The sequence below is a fragment of the Synechococcus sp. O70.1 genome, assembly GCF_047462215.1.
In the GTDB taxonomy this organism is placed as follows: domain Bacteria; phylum Cyanobacteriota; class Cyanobacteriia; order Thermostichales; family Thermostichaceae; genus Thermostichus.
Genome location: NZ_JANSIT010000004.1, coordinates 106,797 through 121,864, shown reverse-complemented (window position 1 = coordinate 121,864; position 15,068 = coordinate 106,797). Strand labels below are relative to the sequence as shown.

The window sequence follows — 15,068 nt, the reverse complement described above, 5'->3', positions numbered from 1 at the left end:
TTTGGCTGGGGAGCAAAGCGGTAGTCTGGACTGGAGAGTTGGCCAGAGGATCCCAGAGCCTCAAGTGTTCCCTCAAGATCGCTAGACTCTTTTCCCGAACCCCTATGGCAACCAAGATCTTGATCCCTGCCCCCTTGCGGCCTTACACCGACAATCTGGAAGCGGTCGAAATCGAAGGTAGCAGCGTTGGCGAGGTGATGCGCAACCTAGTTACCCGCTACAGTGAGCTCAAGCGGCACCTCTACACGGAGGATGGCAAGCTGCGCAACTTCGTCAACGTTTACCTCAATGACGAGGACGTGCGCAACTTGGCCCAGGGCGATGACACCCCTGTAGGCGAAGAGGCTGTCATTAGCATCGTCCCTGCCATTGCCGGAGGGTGGTGACCATGTTGAACCTAGACACCAGCCAAGTCACGCTCTCCCGCGAGGAGATGGAGCGATTTTCCCGCCACTTGATCCTGCCGGAGGTGGGCCTGGAAGGGCAGAAGCGGCTAAAGGCGGGCAAGGTGTTGTGCATTGGCACAGGCGGCCTTGGCTCGCCCCTGCTGCTTTACTTGGCCGCAGCCGGCGTGGGGCGGATTGGCATTGTTGACTTTGATGTGGTTGACGTGTCCAACCTGCAGCGGCAGGTCATCCACGGCACCTCCTGGGTGGGCAAGCCCAAGGTGGAATCGGCCAAAAACCGCATCCTGGAGATCAACCCCTACTGCCAGGTGGATGTCTACAACACCGCCCTGAAGGCTGACAATGCCCTAGAGCTGTTTGCCAACTACGACGTGATTGTCGATGGCACTGACAATTTCCCCACCCGCTACCTGGTCAACGATGCCTGTGTTTTAACGGGCAAGCCCAACGTCTACGGCTCCATCTTCCGTTTCGAGGGGCAGGCAACGGTTTTCAACTACGAGGGCGGTCCCAACTACCGCGACCTCTACCCCGAGCCACCCCCGCCAGGCTTGGTGCCCTCCTGTGCTGAGGGGGGGGTGTTGGGGATCCTCCCGGGCATCATTGGCCTCATCCAGGCAACTGAGACCGTGAAAATCCTGCTGGGCATCGGCACGACGCTAAGCGGGCGGCTACTCCTTTACGATGCCCTGAAGATGAGCTTCCGCGAGCTAAAGCTGCGCAAGAATCCTGACACCCCGCCCATTACCCGGCTCATTGACTACGAGCAGTTCTGCGGCATCCCGCAAGCGCGGGCTGGAGAACAGGCAGAAATCCCCGAGATCACGGTAGACGAGCTGAAAGCATGGATGGATGCCGGCAAGGAGTTTGTGCTTGTCGATGTGCGCAATCCCAACGAGTGGGAGCTGGGCCGGATTCCGGGTGCCCACTTGATCCCGTTGCCCCAGATTGAAAACGGGGACGGAGTGGAGCAGGTGCGGCGGCTCCTCAACGGCTCAGAGCTAGTCGTCCACTGCAAAAGTGGGGTGCGCTCGGCCAAAGCCTTGAAGATCCTGAAGGCAGCCGGGATCGAGGGGAAAAACCTGCGCGGTGGTATCCTTGCCTGGGCTGAAGCCTACGATCCCTCCATTCCTAAATACTAGTAGTCCATAGCTCTGGCCCTCCCTGGTGGTCCGCCCTAGGATAGACTGGAGGGCTCTTTTTACCCCCATGAGCGCCATTTTGCCAGCGGAGACGGAAACACTCTTCCACTCCATCCCCGAAGCCCTGGAAGACCTTAGGGGTGGCCGCATGGTCATCGTGGTCGATGACGAGAATCGGGAAAACGAAGGGGATCTCATCTGTGCTGCCCAGTTTGCCACGCCAGAGGTGATCAACTTCATGGCCACCCATGGGCGGGGTCTTATCTGTCTAGCCATGCAGGGATCCCGCCTCGACGAGCTGAAGATCCCGCTGATGGTGGGGCAGAACACTGACAGCAACCAGACTGCCTTTACGGTCAGCATCGATGCCGGGCCAGAGTTAGGGGTTTCCACGGGCATTTCCGCTGCCGATCGCGCTCGTACCATCCAGGCGGCCATCCATCCCCATACGCGGCCGGAAGACCTGCGCCGACCGGGGCATGTCTTTCCCTTGCGGGCAAGAGAAGGTGGGGTGCTCAAGCGGGCCGGGCACACCGAAGCAGCGGTGGATTTGGCCTTATTGGCAGGGCTTTACCCGGCAGGCGTGCTCTGCGAGATCCAAAACCCGGATGGCTCCATGGCTCGCTTGCCCCAGTTGGTTGAGTTTGCTCGCAAGCACAATCTTAAGATCATCACCATTGCCCATCTCATCGAGTACCGGCTGCGCACGGAGCGGTTGGTCCATCGTGGGGCTACCGCCACCCTGCCGACGGAGTTTGGCCAGTTTCAGGTCTACGGCTACCGCGACACCCTCAACCAGGTAGAACACTTAGCACTCGTGAAAGGGGATCCGACCCAATTTGCCGCCGAGCCTGTCCTGGTGCGTGTGCAAGCGGAGTGCCCCCTGGGGGATGCATTGGGATCCCTGCGCTGCGACTGTCGTCGCCAGCTGACTGCTGCCCTGAAGATGATCGACCACCAGGGCAAGGGGGTGCTGGTGTACCTGCGGCGCCCAGAGCTTAGCCTCATCGAGCAAATTCAGTCCTATGCCCGGCAGGATCTAGGTCTTGCCGAGACGGTGCCAGCAGGGGCAATGGACCTGCGCGATTACGGCATTGGCGCCCAGATTTTGCGGGATGTGGGGGTGCGAAAGATGCGTCTTATCAGCAACACCTCCCGCCACATCAGCGGCTTGAGGGGATTTGGCCTGGAAGTAGCCGAGCGGGTGCCCCTGCTACTGGAAGAGTCGGATCTCAGTTTGCAGATGGAGCCCTCCTGCTCTCTTACCGGAAAGTTTGAACCGCAGCTCCACTCCGGTCTAGGACGGTAGGGCAGTGGAGGGTCGAGGGCCCTAGCCCAAAGACGGCGCAGGATCTGCTCTCGACGCCGGAAGCGCTAGAAGAGCTCCTTGCGGCAGCAGGTGCTGTGCCAGAACGGGGACTTCGGACTGCAGTCGCAAGAAGCGAGCGAAGACAGGGATCGCTGGCCAGGAAAGCCGCGCCAGTACCCCTTGGGAACTGCTCCGGCAAACCTTAGGGGATCTCCTCTCCTAGCGGGAGTGGCGACGCTCCGGCTTCGTCTTGCTGCAGACCATTCAGAATCGTTACAGTAGTTTACGTTCCTTAGCAGAGCAGGTTTCCCCTATGGCCCTCCTTCAGCGGTTTCTCGGGCTGCTGACTTCTGTCCTGCGTCACGACAGCGTTGGCCCGCGGTGGTCTCAGGTGGGCTGGACAATCCTGCGGGGGGTGGCAGGGCTCTTCATGATCCACAACGGCCTCGATAAACTGGCGGATGTCGAAGGATTTGCGACGGCTTATGTAGAAGTCATCGGCTTGCCCTTCCCAATCTTTTTCTCCTATGTAGCTGCCTACACTGAACTGATCGCGGCCCCCCTGGTAGCCCTCGGCCTGTTCACCCGGCCTGCCGCGTTGAGCTTGGTAGCAACAATGGCGGTGGCCATGTTTCACCACATCAAGGTGGCTGGTTTCAGCGTTTCCTACCTGGAGCTATCAGCTATCTACGCGGCCATCTTCTTGGCCTTTGCTGTGAATGGTGGCGGCTGGTTTTCGGGGGATCAGCTTTTGGTGAACGCCATCGAATCGTGGCTAAACCGCGCTAGCCGAGAAAAGCTGGAGAGCTTGCAGTCTTCTTTGCAAGCGGCTACAGAGCAGGTTAGGGCAGCGGAGAAAGAAGCGGCCGAAGCCCCTCCGCCGCCTCCCTCCTGAGCTGGTCCCTTCCCTCAGGTCTGCGGGTGAGGGCTAAGCGCGACCGGCAGCCCGCTCCATCAGGCGTTGATGGGTGGAGCGCACAGGCTCTCCCGGCTTAGGCCGTCGCTGCACGTAGGTGCCGTCAGGACGCAGCTCCCAAGCCTGCCGGTTGTCTGTCAGGCAGATGTCCAGAATAACCTTCAGCTCCTGCTTCAACACCGGATCCTCCACGGGGGCAACCACCTCGACGCGGCGATCCAGGTTGCGGGTCATGTAGTCGGCGCTGCCAATGAAGTACTCCTCCTGGCCGTTGTTGTAGAAGTAAAAAATGCGGGAGTGCTCCAAAAAGCGCCCAATGATGCTGATGACGCGGATGCGCTCGCTCAAGCCTGGGATCCCTGGCCTTAGGCAGCACATGCCGCGCACAATGAGGTCAATCTCCACCCCTGCCTGGCTAGCCTCGTAGAGTAGCCGAATCATTTCCGGGTCAGTGAGGGAGTTGATCTTGACGATGATCCGCCCCTGACCCCCTGCCTGAGCGTGGCGCATCTCGCGGCGAATGAGAGCTTCCATCCCCTGGCGCAGCGTGTGGGGAGCTACCAGGAGCTTGCGGAAGTGCCGCTGCCGCGAGTAGCCAGTGAGCACGTTAAACAACTCGGTAACATCGTGGCAGAGCGTCTCGTTGCAGGTAAACAGGCCTAGGTCGGTGTAGATACGGGCAGTTTTGGGGTTGTAGTTGCCGGTGCCGATGTGGACGTAGCGGCGCAGGGATCCCTCCTCTTCTCGCACCACCAAAGCCAGTTTGCAGTGGATCTTCAGCCCCGGCAGGCCATAGGCCACGTGAACCCCGGCTTTTTCCAGCTTCTTGGCCCAGAGGATGTTGTTTTCTTCGTCAAATCGAGCCTTCAGCTCCACCAAAGCGGCCACCTGCTTGCCATTTTCGGCAGCTTGGATGAGGGATCCCACCACTGAGGAGTCCCCGGAGGTGCGGTAGAGGGTTTGCTTAATGGTGAGCACCTGGGGATCGTTGGCCGCTTCCTCCAAAAATCGCTCTACGCTGGCGGCAAAAGACTCGTAGGGGTGGTGCACCAGCAGATCCCCTTCCCGAATGACGGCAAAAATATCCACCGGCTCCTCGCTCACCGAAGCAGTGCGCAGGCGGGGCGGTGTGACGGGCCCCCAAGGCGGATCCTTCAAGTCGGGCCGGTCTAGGTTGAGGAACGCCATGAGCCCGCCCAGGTTAAGAAGGCCATCCACTTCGTACACCAAGTCGGCATCCAGGTGGAGCTCCTCACACAGCCGCTGGCGGATGGCAGGGGGCATCGACTTGGCAACCTCCATGCGCACCACCGAGCCGAAGCGGCGCTTGCGCAGCTCTTCCTGAATGGCGGCAAGCAGATCGTCGGCTTCGTCCTCCTGGATGGCCAGATCAGCGTCGCGGGTGATGCGGAAGGGATGGTACTCCAGCACCTCCATGCCGACAAACAGCGCCTCCAGGTGGTGGGCAATCACCTGCTCCAGCGGCACAAAGCTCACCCCATCCCGCAGGGGCACAAAGCGGGGCAGGGTGTTGGGCACTTTGACGCGGGCAAAATGCTCCTTGCCCGTTTCTGGATCCCGCACCACCACCGCCAGGTTAAGGCTGAGGTTGGAAATATAGGGGAAAGGATGGCCCGGATCCACCGCTAGGGGGGTGAGCAGGGGAAACAGGCGGCGATCGAAATACTCCCGCAGTTCCTGCCGCTCTGCCTCCGTCAGGTCGCTAAAGTTGCGGATGCGAATGCCTTGCTCTGCCAGCTTAGGCACCAGCTCTTGCCGAAAGCACTCGTGCAACTTTTGAATCAGGGGCCGTAGGTGCTGGGAAATCTGGCGCAATTGCTGCTGGGGGGTGAGGCCATCGGGGGTTGGCAGCAGCACGCCTGTTTCCAACTGGCGGCGGATCACTGCTACCCGCACCATAAAGAATTCGTCCAGGTTGCTCTCGAAAATAGCCAGAAACTTCAGCCGCTCCAGCAAGGGAGTGCGCTCGTCCAGGGCCTCGTGCAACACCCGGGCGTTGAACTCAATCCAACTGAGCTCGCGGTTAAAGTAATGCTCGGGCAGGGCATAGCCCTCTTTGATGGGGGCAGTCGGGATCCCACCCAGGTCAACCCCAACTTCTGCAGGGCAACTGCCTGGGCCAAGCTCAGAGGAAGGAGGGTTTCCTGGAGGCAACATCGTCATAAGGCGGGATTGGCGAGGGGGCAGCCGACCCCATCCTATCCTGCGGACTCTCCCTCAGGGGTTCTGCTCGCCCTGGACAAAGAAGAGGCATCCCCAACCGGCTGGGGCGGACGTTCCGGCAGCAGACCCTGCGGGCGGGTGAGGAGAATAACCTGCAGGAGGAGCCCGATGAGCAGAATGCGCAAAGGACCAGCCCGCGTAGCCCACTGGGGCGGCAGACGATTGGTGAACAGTTCACTGGCCGACCACACCCCCCAAATGGCCAGCGCCCCCAGCAAAGCGCCACGGTTGTTGCCACTGCCCCCGGCAATCAACATCACCCAGACAATGAAGGTGGCAAACTCGGGCTGAAAGGCTTCCGGGCTGATGAAGTTGACAAAATGGGCATAGAGGGCCCCTGCCAACCCCATGAGCGTGGATCCCAGGACAAATGCCTGGAGACGAAACTGGAGGACATCTTTGCCCGCAGCTAGGGCTGCCGGCTCGTCCTCCCGAATGGCCCGCAGCACCCGTCCCCAAGGGGAGCGATAGGCCCGCTCGCTTAGCCAGTAAACGCCTGCCAAAACCAAGAGCACCAAGCCCAGGTACAGCAGCGTATCCTGCCCTGGGATCCAACCGCGAAAGGGCCGCGGGATGCGAGTGATACCGCGTACGCCGTTGGTTAGCCAGCCCTCGTTTTTCAGGATTTGGCTGATGATCTCGGCAATGCCAATGGTGGCGATGGCCAGGTAGTCAGAGCGCAGGTTTAGGGTAACCAAGCCAATCAAAAAAGCAATGGCTCCCGCCACTACCGCTGCCACCGCAAAGCCCACCCAAAAGGGCAGCGCAAAGCCCCCCAGATGTTCAGGGCTTGGCGGCGTCGTAACAATAGCGCTGGCGTAGGCCCCCAGGGCAAAAAAGGCCCCCACGCCAATGTTGAACATACCGGCGTAGCCCCACTGGATGTTGAGGCCCAGCGCCAGTACGCTGTAGATCCCGACCAAAATCAAGAAGAAAATGGCATAGCTCAGCATCAGGCTCGCCCCCCCACTAGCCCAGTAGGCCGGAAGATCAGCAGGAGGACCAGGATAGCAAAGGCCACCCCCGTCTTGTAGGCTGGGCTAATCACCAAGGTCGAGAACTCCTCCGCTAGGCCAATCACCAACCCCCCAGCAATGGCTCCGTAAGGACGACCAATGCCGCCGAGGATGGCGGCAGCGAAAACGGGCAGCAACAGCCGCCAGCCCATCGTAGGGTGCAGCCGGGTATCTAGGCCGAGAAAGATGCCCGCCAGACAGGCCAAAGCCGCCCCGAGGGTCCAGGTCCAGAGAATGATCTGCTCCGTATCGATGCCGGTCACCTTGGCCAAGTCAAAGTTGTCGGCCATGGCCCGCATGGCTTTCCCCACCCGCGTGTGCTGCAAGAACAGGTGCAGCGCCACCACCAGCAGCGCCGTTCCCGCCAAAATCACCACCCAGTCTGGCTTAATGCGCAGCCCACCCACCTCCCAGGGGATCTGGATGCCCTGGCGGTACACCCGGTTGTCGGGCCCCCAGAGAATCTGCACCAGGCTGCGCAAAATCAGGGCCGTGCCAAAGGAGGAAATGAGCAAAATAACGGGGGCCTCCCGGCGCAGGCGACGATAGACCCATTGGTCGATCCCCACCGCACACCCTGCCGTTGCCAAGGCTGCCGGGATCCAACTGACCCCCAAGGGCCAGCCCCAGCCGACAAAGGTCAGGGCAAAATAGGCCCCTAAGGTCATCAGATCCCCGTGGGCGAAGTTGGCAAAGCGCAAAATGCCAAAGGTCAGGGACACGCCAATGGCCCCCAGGGCGTAGATGCTGCCCAACACAAGGCCGTAAATGAACAGTTGCAACAGTTGCTCCACAGCTGTGCCGCCATCTCTTGCCTGATGATGCCACAGGCGGATCTCAGTAGGATAGCGCTAGGGTATGGGGAGGGCGCCCAAGAGAGATCCATGCAGCCTCATTCTCTTTGGATGCTAGGGTGGCTTGTGGCTTTCGCTCTGCTGGGCCCTGCCTGTAGTGGGCCGGAGCTGCCGGCAAGCAGGGATCCCACACCTGCAGCCTCCCTTCCCACCCCCCAGTTACTCTACGAAGACATCACTCTTACCCAGGCCAAACCCGACGGTGGTCTGCTCTGGCGCTTGAAGGCACGCCTAGCCAAGTACGAGCCGCCGCCGTCAGAGGCTACCCCCGTGCAGTTGGGATCCGCCCATTTGGAGGCCATCGAGGGAGAGTTTTTTGACGAAGACGACCGCGCCGTTCGCGTCCGGGCCAAGCAGGGATCTGCCTACCCCAGCCAACGGCGACTGGAATTGAGGGGGCAAGTCGAGGTAGAGTCCGAGCGGGATAACCTGCGCCTGCAGGCCCAGCGGCTGGAGTGGCTGCCGGCCCAGCGCTTGCTCAAGGCTGAAGGCGAGGTAAAAGTGGAGCTGTTGGAGGGGCAGGGCTTCCTGCAGGGGGACCGCCTGCTGATGGACTTTGGCCAAGGTCAGATGCAGGTGGAGAACCTGGATCCCACGCAACCGATACGGGCAGAATATCGGGCTCCAGAGCTGGAGCTAGCTGCTAGGCGCTTCCTATGGCAGTTTGGCGCGGGGGAAGTGCAGGCGCTGGGAGCAGTAGAGGTGTATGCCCCCCGGCAAAGCGTGCGCCTTAGTGGCGAGGAGTTGCGGGCTCCCCTGCCTCTAACTGAGCTGCGCCTGGTGGGCAATGCGAAAGCCAAAACCGCCCGCGTCAGCAGGGCAGCGTCCCTCGAGGCCCAGGAGATCCGGTGGCGCATCGGCTCCACCCAACTGCAGGCTCTGGGCCAGGTGCGCTACCGCCAACCTGGTCAGGCTTTGACTGTGAGTGGCGACAGGGGCCTGCTCGACTGGCAGAGCAACACCATCCGGATCCAAGGCAACAGCCAAACCCATCTCACCCTGCCCTAAGGGCCAAAAGGCCGGCGGGAGCGTGTCAAGATAGTTTAAGAACCCTCTGGGGTGGGTTGTGGTGAGGTTTCCAGAAATGGCAGAGATCCCGAAGGGGGAGCGCCCCAATATCCTGTTGATTGTGCTCGATACCCAGCGGGCGGATCGTCTCTCTTGCTACTGGTCAGAGGAAGAGCGGGCCCGCCAAGTCCCCACCAGCCCCAACCTGGATCGGCTGGCTGCAGAATCCACTCTCTTCGAACGGGCCATTGCCCCTGCCCAGTGGACGATCCCCTCCCACGCCTCCCTGTTTACAGGGGAGTACCCCAGCACCCACCAGACCATTCAGGCAGACCTAGAGCTGAGTCCTACCCTACCCACCCTGGCAGAGCTGCTGAAGCTGGTTGGCTACACCACCGTTGGCTTCTGCAACAACCCCCTAGTCGGGATCTTGAAAAATGGCCTGCGGCGCGGCTTTGACACCTTCTACAACTACGGCGGGGCTCTGCCCACCCGCCCCCCTGAGGGCAACCCTCTGCCGCCTCCCCTCAACCGCTGGCTGGCCGCCTACACCCAGTTTTGGCGCCGCCTCTCCTACCCCGTGCAAAATGCCTTTGCTCGCTCCGACACCCTTTTTCAGTTGGCCCTGCACCCCTGGTTTGCCTCCCTCTGGACCTGCTTGATGAACTTTAAGGGCAACACCGCTGCCTCCATTGCCGACCTCAATCGCTACCTCCAGCAAATGGCCCGCCGCCCTGCGGGGGCGCCTCCTTTTTTTTGCTTTGTCAACCTAATGGAGACGCACCTGCCCTACTGGCCGCCAGAGCCTTTTGTGCAGAAATACGCCCCCTACTTTAAGAGCAGCCGAGAGGCCCGGGATTTCCTGCGCCAGTACAACGCTGAGCCCTACCGCTGGATGGCACCCCTACCGCAGCCGCTTTCTCCCCTGCAGGCGCGGGTGCTGCGGGACATCTACGATGCAGAAGTAGCCTACCAGGATCACCTGCTGGGATCTGTCTTTGCCACCTTGCGCCACACTGGCCTGGAGCAAAACACTCTGCTGGCCATCGTCGCCGATCACGGCGAAGGCTTAGGAGAGCACGATTTCGTCGGCCACGCCTTTGTGGTTTACGAAGAGCTCATCCGCGTGCCCCTGATCCTGCACTACCCCGGCCACTTTCCTGCAGGAAAGCGGGTGGCCACCCCCGTTTCCACCCGCCGCCTCTTCCACACTCTCCTGGAAGCTGCCGGCTTTGGCCCCAGCCTTTCTCTAGCCGACGGCACCCCTCGGGTTAGCCTCCGGCTCCGCCGCGAAGTTGCCCGCCTTAGCCTAAGCCGTACCCTGGCTGGGGAGGATCCCGAGCAAGGCGTAGTGCTTAGCGAGGCCTTCCCGCCGCAGATTCTCTTGCGGGCCATGGAAAGCCGCAACGACAACCTCTTGCAGGCCCGCGCCTGCTACGCCACCCGCCGCGCCCTCTACGAAGGAGGGATCAAACTCATCCAAACTGGGGAGAGCCCTAGCCTCTACAACCTAGAGCAGGATCCGGCGGAGCAGCGGGATCTGCTCTTGGCTGAGCCTGGGGATCCGGCGTTGGGATCCCTTTCTCCCCAAGCTTGGCTAATTCGCCTGCAACAAGGGCTAAGGCGGTGGCTGGAGTGGGCTGAATCGCGCCGCCCCAGCTTGGCTCCTCGCAAGGTGGATGTGGAAAGCGATGCAGACTTGCTGCGGCGGATGCAGGAGCTGGGCTACCTAGAGTAGAAGCTACTCCAGCTCTCCTTCTTCCCCCCAGTGATCCTGGAGGTAGCTGTGGAGATCGTAGGCGTCAGTCTCCTCGAGATCCGGCGCTGGCCAATCCTCGTTTTGCCCGCCGATGATGACGCGGGTAAGGCCAATGTACTCTAAGCTAAGGGTGCGCAGGGCATTGATCAACACGTCCAGCGCCATTGCGTCGGCAGTGCCCAGGTCAAACCAGCAGCGGGCCCAGTTGCCCTTCTCCTCGAGGGATCCCATGTTGTGCATGAGCGAGGTGACGGGAGGCAAGTCACTGGGGTACTCCAGGTAGCTGAGATCCGCCTCAGCCTCCTGAACCACCAAGCGCTCGGCGTTAAATCCTCCCAGCTTGCCTAGCACATACCACGATTCCAGCACTTCCCTGAGGTACTCCAGCTCTGCCGGCACGGGCGGCTCGGCAAACTCAAACCAAATCCAGAGGTTGCCTGGATCGCACTCCCGAAACTCCACTTGCATGGACGGTTTCTCTGCCAGAAGCCAACTTTCTATCGTGACATACTCCCGCTCCAAGCGCTCCGCGCCGCTAGCGCGAACACCCTGGCGAGTAGAGGGCGGGGCCTCCCGGCGGGGCTAGCTAACGGGCCGTGGCCGACGGCAAGGCTCCAAAGGAAGCCAAAGCGTCCTATACTAGTGCGGCTGTCGCCCTTGCAAGGAGGCTGCTGCCTATGTCTGAACTCCTCCCCTTGCCCTCGCTCCACAACCAGGTGGCCGTGGTTACGGGAGCCAGCCGAGGCATTGGCCGGGCCATTGCCCTGCATCTAGGAGCCATTGGTGCCAAGGTAGTCGTCAACTACGCCCACTCTGCCGCCGAGGCCGAAGCGCTAGTGCAGGAGATTGCCGCCGTGGGAGGGGAGGGGATGGCCCTGGCCGCCGATGTCTCCCAACCCCTAGAAGTGGAGCGGCTCTTTGAGCAGGTGATGGAGCGGTGGGGCCGGGTGGACGTGCTGGTTAACAATGCTGGCATTACCCGCGATGCCCTCTTGTTGCGCCTAAAGCCGGAAGACTGGCAGGCAGTGCTGGATCTCAACCTTACGGGAGTCTTCCTCTGCCTGAAAGCAGCCGCCAAGATCATGGTCAAGCAGCGGCAGGGACGCATCATCAACATCACCTCAGTGGTGGGCTTGGTGGGCAACGCCGGCCAGGCCAACTACAGCGCTGCCAAAGCGGGGGTAATTGGTCTAACCAAGACAGCAGCCCGCGAGCTGGCCAGCCGCAACATCACCGTCAACGCTGTCGCCCCTGGCTTTATCACTACCCAGATGACGGAAAAGCTGGATCCTGGCCCCATCCTGGCCCAAATTCCTCTGGGGCGACTGGGATCCCCGGCGGAAGTGGCGGGGCTAGTGCGCTTTTTGGCGGCTGACCCGGCGGCGGCCTACATCACCGGCCAAGTCTTTGCCATCGACGGCGGCATGACGATGGGCTAAAGCTTTCCGCTTCTGGAAGACTTGTCCTGCCTCCACGATTCTTCCTACTCCAGCTCCAGAAGTTCTGCCAATTCGGCAAAGCTGTCCACCACAGCATCGGCGCCTGCCTGACGCAGCTCTAGTGGTGTAAAGGCAGTGGTGAGGCCCACCGCAAGGCAGCCTGCCCCCTTAGCCGCGCGGATCCCGTGGGCAGAGTCTTCAACCACCAAACACAAGCTAGGATCCAAGCCCACTTTGGCAGCTGTTTTCAAATAGGGCTCGGGGTCGGGCTTGGCTCGCTGGATATCTTCAGCGGTAATCACGGCGTCAAACCAGCGGCCTAGGTCAAAGCGTTGGAAAATCTGCTCCTGATCCCGACGGGTAGCAGAGGTGGTGAGGGCAAGGGCTGAAAAGCGACGGCGGCTGAGCTCCAGAAACTCCAACACCCCCGGCACCAAGAGCACCTCTTCCAACAGCTCCCCGAAAGCCCTGGCCTTTTCCTCAATCAAGCGCTGCACCAGCAGGGGCCGCTCTGCGGGCGGGGTGTCCGTCAAGTGTTCCACGAGATACTCAAACATGTCCCGGTCAGTGCGCCCCTTAAACTGCAGGGAGACAGGAGCCAGATCTAGAGCAAGCCGGCAGCGCTCTAGGGCAATGGCACCGGCGCGGGCGTGGATTGGCTCCGAATCCACGATTACCCCGTCCATATCCAAAAAGAGGCCGGCAGTTGCCTCAGCGGCACGGAGCACTTTGGGGGGCAACATGGGGCTGAAGGATGTTAGGAGCCAAAACGGCAGATAGGCTAGGAGGGCGTTTCCGAAGGCAACTGGGACCAGCCACAGAAGCGGCTGACCACCTCCCAGAGGGTTTCTAGAACATCGGTGAGGGCATGGTCACTCTCCACAGCTACCAGTTGCGCCCAGGGGCGATGGGCGACGTAGTTGCGGCTGGCTTGGATGGGGATGACTTCGTCGCGGGTCCCGTGCACAATCAGGGTGGGCACAGGCCGGCGCAGGGCCTCCTCGGGGTAGCGCTGGGCATCGGTAACAAAGCTATAGGCCAAGGGCAGCGGCCGCCCTTCTTGGTGGTGAAAGACCAGCATTTGCCCGCTGCGTTGCCAAGCTTCCACGGCTTCAGCCCCTAGCCGCGGCAGCCAATGTTGCAAGAAGCCAAAGGCCGGTGCCAGCAACACCAGCCGTTCCACGCAAGACTGCTGCTCAGCTACCCAGGCAGCCACTACACCTCCCAGGCTAGAGCCAATCAGGGTAACAGGAGGATGCCCCATGGCAGCCAACTGTTCAGAAACTTGCCGGATCTGGCGAGAGAGAGTGAGCTGGGTAAAGTTGCCTTGGTTGAGATCCGGCACCTCCAGAGGGATCCCAAGCCGCTGCAGCCGCTGGCGGAAAAAGGCAGCCTTGGCTGATTGCGGCCCCGAGCCAAAGCCGTGCAAGTAGATGACTGCCACGCTACTTATTGCCCTGCGCCTGTGGAGAGCCAGCCTGCTCCCAGCACCACACTGATGGAGAGAAAAAGGGTAGCCACCGTCCAGGTGAGGCGGTTCAGATTTTGCTCAGCGCTCTTGGGGCTGGCAAACAACTGGGCTTGCCCGCTAATAGCCGCCAGGCCATCTCCCTTGGGGCTGTGCAACAGCACCAGGATCACCAGCAAAATAGCCGAGGCAGACCAGAGAAACTCGAAAAAAGCTTCCATTGCCGAGGATCCCACTAGGGCACATTGCTGGAGTTATTATCACTCGGATTCCAACTCTAATGCACCCTGGGCCTTCCCCTAGCTAACTTTAGGGTTGTGCGCTCGACTCAGCTCACAAGGTTGGGGCTGAGCCTCCTCGACTTTGTCGGTCACTAGAGGGGCGCCAAAGCAACCCCTGGCTACTGGGTTGGGCAAGCTTGGCACTTGACGGATGGATCCCTGGCGCAAGCAGGAGTGCAGGCGACGCAGCAGGAAGAAATCCGCCTCGGAACAGCCATCTTGAAATAGCCTCAGGTTCAGCTCGTGTTCTTGAGCAGCGGTAAGCAGACCAGTCCTCATAGCTGCTTGGATGATCTGCTGGATGGCGGTTGCCCTAGCTTCGCTCATAGCAGAGGTGATCCCGGGGGAGGTCTCTTGTCTATTCTCGACAAGAGTTCCTGCTCTGGGCTCCGCTAAATGGCGGATTGAACGTCTGCTCACAGGGGCTGCCCTTGTAAACTCCAGGGTTACGCAAAGCCCCCGGCTTGAGCGGCGGGGCAAAACTAGGCCGCCTGCCCCTTCAACTGCTGCAGGGATCGGAACAGGAGAACCACATAGACCCAGAAGATGGGCATAACGGCTGTGGCAGCGGCAGCCGCAACCATTCTCACCCCAAAGTCGCCAACATCAGCCACAACTATGACAAATCCAACTATCAATCCACCCGCAAAACCAAGAATCAAGCCCAGGACCAGAAGGGCCCAAAACACGCCCCACCAACGACCTTTGACGAGATTCCAACTGTAGCGCAGCCCTCCTGTAGTTCCTTGATTTTCTAGAGCAATGGCACAAGGTGTGAGGGCCAGCTTAACCCCTACATAAATGCCTGGAATGATCAGAAAGATGGAGGCAAGGGAAGAGAGGAGTGCTGCTAAGAGGGTGCCCAGAACTAGAGGCACTGCCTTCGAGACAGCTCGGTTGAGGCTGTTGCCCAGCAGGGGAGCTTGCCGCTTCAGGTGCTAATCCACCAGCCACAAGGCTGCTCCGCCTAGGATCGGTGCAACAATGCCATAGGCCAGTTGGAGGATCCCCCCGAGAAGTGGGGTCAGCTCCGTGACGATGGCCAGGATAAAGCCTGGAGAGGCCAGGATCAGCAGCGGCCAGTAGATGGGACCTACCAACTCAAACGACCGCTGCAGGAGCGGGATTGGGCTAAGGGTGGCGTTTTGCATGGCGGAGGGATCCCTGTGGGCGATGAAGTCCACCCCCTTCATACCACGGGATCCCAGCTTTGGTTCCGGGAGTA

Annotated in this window: 16 protein-coding genes and 1 pseudogene; 7 read left to right on the top strand and 10 right to left on the bottom strand. The window is 60.7% G+C overall.

What is annotated here, in order from left to right; genetic code table 11:
• Nucleotides 1–104: 104 nt before the first annotated feature.
• The 4 genes and pseudogenes from NW833_RS03730 to NW833_RS03715 all read left to right on the top strand — a co-directional run bounded on the left by NW833_RS03730 (nt 105) and on the right by NW833_RS03715 (nt 3,753).
• The gene (locus tag NW833_RS03730) at nt 105–386 is read left to right on the top strand and encodes a MoaD/ThiS family protein (RefSeq protein WP_414395455.1); all 282 of its coding nucleotides are present in this window, start codon (nt 105–107) and stop codon (nt 384–386) included.
• A 2-nt stretch (nt 387–388) separates the two neighbouring features.
• Nucleotides 389–1,549 carry a molybdopterin-synthase adenylyltransferase MoeB gene (gene moeB / locus NW833_RS03725; RefSeq protein WP_414405129.1) on the top strand — a complete coding sequence of 387 codons (1,161 nt, stop codon included), beginning with the start codon at nt 389–391 and terminating at the stop codon, nt 1,547–1,549.
• Between the two features lie 67 nt (nt 1,550–1,616).
• Nucleotides 1,617–2,780 (top strand): annotated as a pseudogene (ribB, locus tag NW833_RS03720) (3,4-dihydroxy-2-butanone-4-phosphate synthase); the annotation flags it as partial.
• A gap of 391 nt (nt 2,781–3,171) precedes the next feature.
• Entirely contained in the window at nt 3,172–3,753 is a 582-nt protein-coding gene (locus NW833_RS03715; RefSeq protein ID WP_414411587.1) for a DoxX family protein, read from the top strand.
• A gap of 33 nt (nt 3,754–3,786) precedes the next feature.
• Here NW833_RS03715 and NW833_RS03710 read toward each other — a convergent pair whose 3' ends face one another.
• The 3 genes from NW833_RS03710 to NW833_RS03700 are packed head-to-tail and all read right to left on the bottom strand — an operon-like array spanning nt 3,787 to nt 7,816.
• A complete protein-coding gene (locus NW833_RS03710; protein ID WP_414411586.1) occupies nt 3,787–5,952 on the bottom strand; it encodes an RNA degradosome polyphosphate kinase in 2,166 nt (721 codons plus the stop codon).
• A gap of 41 nt (nt 5,953–5,993) precedes the next feature.
• Complete coding sequence (locus NW833_RS03705) at nt 5,994–6,971, bottom strand: branched-chain amino acid ABC transporter permease (protein ID WP_414411585.1); 978 nt, start codon at nt 6,969–6,971, stop codon at nt 5,994–5,996.
• Complete coding sequence (locus NW833_RS03700; protein ID WP_414411584.1) at nt 6,971–7,816, bottom strand: branched-chain amino acid ABC transporter permease; 846 nt, start codon at nt 7,814–7,816, stop codon at nt 6,971–6,973. Before NW833_RS03700 ends, NW833_RS03705 begins: the two co-directional genes overlap by 1 nt.
• Before the next feature lie 102 nt (nt 7,817–7,918).
• Here NW833_RS03700 and lptC point away from each other — a divergent pair, with 102 nt between their 5' ends.
• The gene (gene lptC / locus NW833_RS03695) at nt 7,919–8,896 is read left to right on the top strand and encodes an LPS export ABC transporter periplasmic protein LptC (RefSeq protein WP_414411583.1); all 978 of its coding nucleotides are present in this window, start codon (nt 7,919–7,921) and stop codon (nt 8,894–8,896) included.
• A gap of 76 nt (nt 8,897–8,972) precedes the next feature.
• Entirely contained in the window at nt 8,973–10,634 is a 1,662-nt protein-coding gene (locus NW833_RS03690) for a sulfatase (protein ID WP_414411582.1), read from the top strand.
• Nucleotides 10,635–10,637: 3 nt separating this feature from the next.
• Here NW833_RS03690 and NW833_RS03685 read toward each other — a convergent pair whose 3' ends face one another.
• Complete coding sequence (locus NW833_RS03685; RefSeq protein ID WP_414395441.1) at nt 10,638–11,123, bottom strand: DUF3531 family protein; 486 nt, start codon at nt 11,121–11,123, stop codon at nt 10,638–10,640.
• Nucleotides 11,124–11,350: 227 nt separating this feature from the next.
• On the opposite strand from NW833_RS03685, the gene fabG reads away from it, so the two are divergent.
• A complete protein-coding gene (gene fabG, locus NW833_RS03680) occupies nt 11,351–12,094 on the top strand; it encodes a 3-oxoacyl-[acyl-carrier-protein] reductase (protein WP_414395568.1) in 744 nt (247 codons plus the stop codon).
• 44 nt (nt 12,095–12,138) lie between these two features.
• On the opposite strand, the gene NW833_RS03675 is transcribed toward fabG, so the two are convergent.
• The 6 genes from NW833_RS03675 to NW833_RS03650 all read right to left on the bottom strand — a co-directional run bounded on the left by NW833_RS03675 (nt 12,139) and on the right by NW833_RS03650 (nt 15,036).
• Nucleotides 12,139–12,837, bottom strand: coding sequence for an HAD family hydrolase (locus NW833_RS03675; RefSeq protein ID WP_414411581.1), 699 nt, complete (start codon nt 12,835–12,837; stop codon nt 12,139–12,141).
• 38 nt (nt 12,838–12,875) lie between these two features.
• Complete coding sequence (locus NW833_RS03670) at nt 12,876–13,538, bottom strand: YqiA/YcfP family alpha/beta fold hydrolase (RefSeq protein WP_414411580.1); 663 nt, start codon at nt 13,536–13,538, stop codon at nt 12,876–12,878.
• A 5-nt stretch (nt 13,539–13,543) separates the two neighbouring features.
• Nucleotides 13,544–13,783, bottom strand: coding sequence for a preprotein translocase subunit SecG (secG, locus tag NW833_RS03665; protein WP_414395434.1), 240 nt, complete (start codon nt 13,781–13,783; stop codon nt 13,544–13,546).
• 78 nt (nt 13,784–13,861) lie between these two features.
• Entirely contained in the window at nt 13,862–14,170 is a 309-nt protein-coding gene (locus tag NW833_RS03660; RefSeq protein WP_414405120.1) for a hypothetical protein, read from the bottom strand.
• Nucleotides 14,171–14,325: 155 nt separating this feature from the next.
• Complete coding sequence (locus NW833_RS03655; RefSeq protein WP_414411579.1) at nt 14,326–14,457, bottom strand: hypothetical protein; 132 nt, start codon at nt 14,455–14,457, stop codon at nt 14,326–14,328.
• A 324-nt stretch (nt 14,458–14,781) separates the two neighbouring features.
• Nucleotides 14,782–15,036 carry a hypothetical protein gene (locus NW833_RS03650; protein WP_414411578.1) on the bottom strand — a complete coding sequence of 85 codons (255 nt, stop codon included), beginning with the start codon at nt 15,034–15,036 and terminating at the stop codon, nt 14,782–14,784.
• Nucleotides 15,037–15,068: the final 32 nt, after the last annotated feature.

Bases quoted from the DNA above. Each gene is read 5' to 3' on its own strand.
- NW833_RS03685 (WP_414395441.1), bottom strand. From the start codon at position 11,123: ATGCAAGTGGAGTTTCGGGAGTGCGATCCAGGCAACCTCTGGATTTGG.
- NW833_RS03730 (WP_414395455.1), top strand. From the start codon at position 105: ATGGCAACCAAGATCTTGATCCCTGCCCCCTTGCGGCCTTACACCGAC.
- NW833_RS03675 (WP_414411581.1), bottom strand. From the start codon at position 12,837: ATGTTGCCCCCCAAAGTGCTCCGTGCCGCTGAGGCAACTGCCGGCCTC.
- NW833_RS03690 (WP_414411582.1), top strand. From the start codon at position 8,973: ATGGCAGAGATCCCGAAGGGGGAGCGCCCCAATATCCTGTTGATTGTG.
- NW833_RS03705 (WP_414411585.1), bottom strand. From the start codon at position 6,971: ATGCTGAGCTATGCCATTTTCTTCTTGATTTTGGTCGGGATCTACAGC.
- NW833_RS03710 (WP_414411586.1), bottom strand. From the start codon at position 5,952: ATGTTGCCTCCAGGAAACCCTCCTTCCTCTGAGCTTGGCCCAGGCAGT.
- NW833_RS03660 (WP_414405120.1), bottom strand. From the start codon at position 14,170: ATGAGCGAAGCTAGGGCAACCGCCATCCAGCAGATCATCCAAGCAGCT.
- lptC (WP_414411583.1), top strand. From the start codon at position 7,919: ATGCAGCCTCATTCTCTTTGGATGCTAGGGTGGCTTGTGGCTTTCGCT.
- NW833_RS03715 (WP_414411587.1), top strand. From the start codon at position 3,172: ATGGCCCTCCTTCAGCGGTTTCTCGGGCTGCTGACTTCTGTCCTGCGT.
- NW833_RS03650 (WP_414411578.1), bottom strand. From the start codon at position 15,036: ATGAAGGGGGTGGACTTCATCGCCCACAGGGATCCCTCCGCCATGCAA.
- moeB (WP_414405129.1), top strand. From the start codon at position 389: ATGTTGAACCTAGACACCAGCCAAGTCACGCTCTCCCGCGAGGAGATG.
- secG (WP_414395434.1), bottom strand. From the start codon at position 13,783: ATGGAAGCTTTTTTCGAGTTTCTCTGGTCTGCCTCGGCTATTTTGCTG.